Raw genomic sequence first — 2,220 nt, 5'->3', positions numbered from 1 at the left:
CCCGACTACTGCCTGATCGGACCCCCGCCCACCCCCTCAGAACGAGTAGGTGCGGTCACATTGAACCACTGCACCCGCATACCTCGCCACTACAGCGAAACCCACTCCCCCCGCTCGTTCCGGTACTGGATGTCGACACACCCGTAGTTCGGCTCACCAAAGTCTTGCAGCGGCCCGAAGTCCGCTTCGGTGCCGGGCTCATCCCGGGTCCAGATCAAGCCCTCGTACACCACGCCGTGCTCCTCCGGGGCGACGTCCTTCCCGTCCGCGATCGCGCCCGCGTCGATGTCGCCCTCGTCGAGCATCCGGAACGGCCGGCCCTGCGTCCTGGCCCACTCGACCATCTCATCCGTCGCTTGGCTCGGGCCGGCGGTTCCCACCTCCGACTCCGACGTGCCGTGCACCTCGTGGTCCCGGTCCCGGATAATCACCCACGCGTATGGGTGCTCGGGGAACAGGGCGGCCCGCTCGGCCGCGATCATCGCCATCGACACCACCATCTGCCTCTCCTCCTCTACGCCGCCCCGGCACCGGCCGGCACCAGGGTGTCCTGCTGGTCGGTTTCGCCGACGACGACGTCGCCGGCAGCCTCCTGGGCTTCGAGTTCGGCCCGCGCTTCCTTGATGCGGGTCCGGCCCCACCTCTCGCTCCGGCCGAACCGTGTGCCGAGGGCCTGGCCGGTCAGCGGCTCCCCGGCTCCCATCGAGTCCTTCCACGCCTGACGAGCGGCAGCCCACAGTTCCTCCGTCGCAGAGTCCGGCAGCACCGGTGCCGGGTCGGGCGGCGGCAGCGGCAGCTCCTGCTGCCGGGGCCACGGCTCCGGCGGCACAACCGGCTCCATGGGCAGAAGCGGCACCTGGACCGGCAGCGGCAGCGGCTCCGGGTCCGACTCCGGCAGCGGCAGCGGCTCCGGCAGCGGCTCGGGGTCTGGCTGCTGCGGTGCTGGCACCAGATCAGCTGCCTGCACCGGATCGGGCGGCATCGGCAGAGCGGCTAGCGGCGGCAGAGCGGCAGCGAGCGCGGCGGCACGCTCGGCTGCGATCGCCACACGCCGCTGGTGCGCGAGGACCATCAGCCCGATCGACGCCACCAGCGCGAGGCCGTCCACGGACAGCGGCAGGGTGCTCGCCGTCAGGCTGTCCTCGCCGTAGGCCAGGGCCAGTGCCTTCATGTGCCGGTAGCTGGCCACCGCGGCGACGCCGGCAACGATCACCGTGCCGACGATCTGCACGCCCCTAACCAGCGGGTGCCGCGGTGCTGGCACCCGCATCATCACCTCGGAGCACAGCAGCAGCGCCAGCGGCGGCCAGCCGGCAACGAACTTCGCCCCGGCACCCTCCCCCGCGTGCGCGATGTTGGCCGCCAGGGACGCGCCGATGCCGGCCGCGAATGCCGACCAGGCGACCACCCAGGCGCCCTTGCTCGGGCGCTCCGGCAGCTCGGTGTCGAGCTTCTCCACGTGAACCACTGCCGGCGCCTACCCGGCAGCCTCGCCGGCAGTGCCGGCCTCACGCAGCATTGTCGCCAGCGCCCATAGTGCCGCGCGGACGGATGCTGCGCGGTGTCGGCTCGGCGCTGCCGCGATGTGCTCGGCAACGGCAATCCACGCGGCACGCGGGAACCGCGGGTCGAGCCGCTGCCGGGCGCATCCCTCGTGCATCCGCAGTCCCCCCAGCGTCACCGCCACCTCGCCGTCGGCGATGTCCCGGCCGCAGCCGAGGCACCACGGCGTCCGATCGTCGCCGACCACCCACGCTGGCAGGCTCACCGTGATCTCGACGCTCTTCGGCGTCGACGGGTCCGCCGGCCCGGCCAGCGATGCGAACAGGTCCACTCGTTTCTCCTCCAACAGGTCGAGGCCACCCGGCGGTCCCCGGGCGGCCGTCTTCGATGGCTACAGCTCGGTCAGCGTCGCGCCGACCAGCTCGCCGCTCTCCTGGTAGTGCTCGGCCAGGTGGACCGCGCACAGCAGCTCCGTCTGCGTCCACGGGTCCAGTTCCAAGCCCTCGGCCGGGTCGAACAGGCAGAGCCCGCCGTCCCCGCACTTCTCGCCGTCGTGCTCAATCACCAGGCGGGCCACCGCCTGCTCGGGGCACGGGCCGCCGTCCTGCTCGGGGACGAACTCGGTGTTGAAGGTCGGGATGGTCACGCGCAGGGTGCAGGTCGGGGCGGTCATCTCAGCTCTCCTCGGTCAGGTCGGGGCGGGACAAGGAAGCGGCG

At 72.0% G+C, this 2,220-nt stretch carries 4 protein-coding genes; all 4 read right to left on the bottom strand.

All coding sequences use genetic code 11. The features are described 5' to 3' along the window. Window positions 1–89 precede the first annotated feature (89 nt). The 4 genes from E1182_RS30300 to E1182_RS30285 are packed head-to-tail and all read right to left on the bottom strand — an operon-like array spanning window position 90 to window position 2,176. Window positions 90–500, bottom strand: a complete 411-nt coding sequence (locus E1182_RS30300; RefSeq protein WP_132271154.1) for a hypothetical protein — start codon at window positions 498–500, stop codon at window positions 90–92. 14 nt (window positions 501–514) lie between these two features. Beyond that, a complete protein-coding gene (locus tag E1182_RS30295) occupies window positions 515–1,459 on the bottom strand; it encodes a DUF2637 domain-containing protein (protein ID WP_165942772.1) in 945 nt (314 codons plus the stop codon). An 18-nt stretch (window positions 1,460–1,477) separates the two neighbouring features. Further along, window positions 1,478–1,834 carry a hypothetical protein gene (locus E1182_RS30290; protein WP_132271152.1) on the bottom strand — a complete coding sequence of 119 codons (357 nt, stop codon included), beginning with the start codon at window positions 1,832–1,834 and terminating at the stop codon, window positions 1,478–1,480. A 60-nt stretch (window positions 1,835–1,894) separates the two neighbouring features. Further along, the gene (locus tag E1182_RS30285; protein WP_132271151.1) at window positions 1,895–2,176 is read right to left on the bottom strand and encodes a hypothetical protein; all 282 of its coding nucleotides are present in this window, start codon (window positions 2,174–2,176) and stop codon (window positions 1,895–1,897) included. Between the last annotated feature and the right edge of the window lie 44 nt (window positions 2,177–2,220).

Origin of the sequence: Micromonospora sp. KC721 (assembly GCF_004348355.1) — a bacterium.
In the GTDB taxonomy this organism is placed as follows: Bacteria; Actinomycetota; Actinomycetes; order Mycobacteriales; family Micromonosporaceae; genus Micromonospora.
Note: the sequence above shows the minus strand (reverse complement) of the source record. Positions and strands in the feature narration are given on the sequence as shown.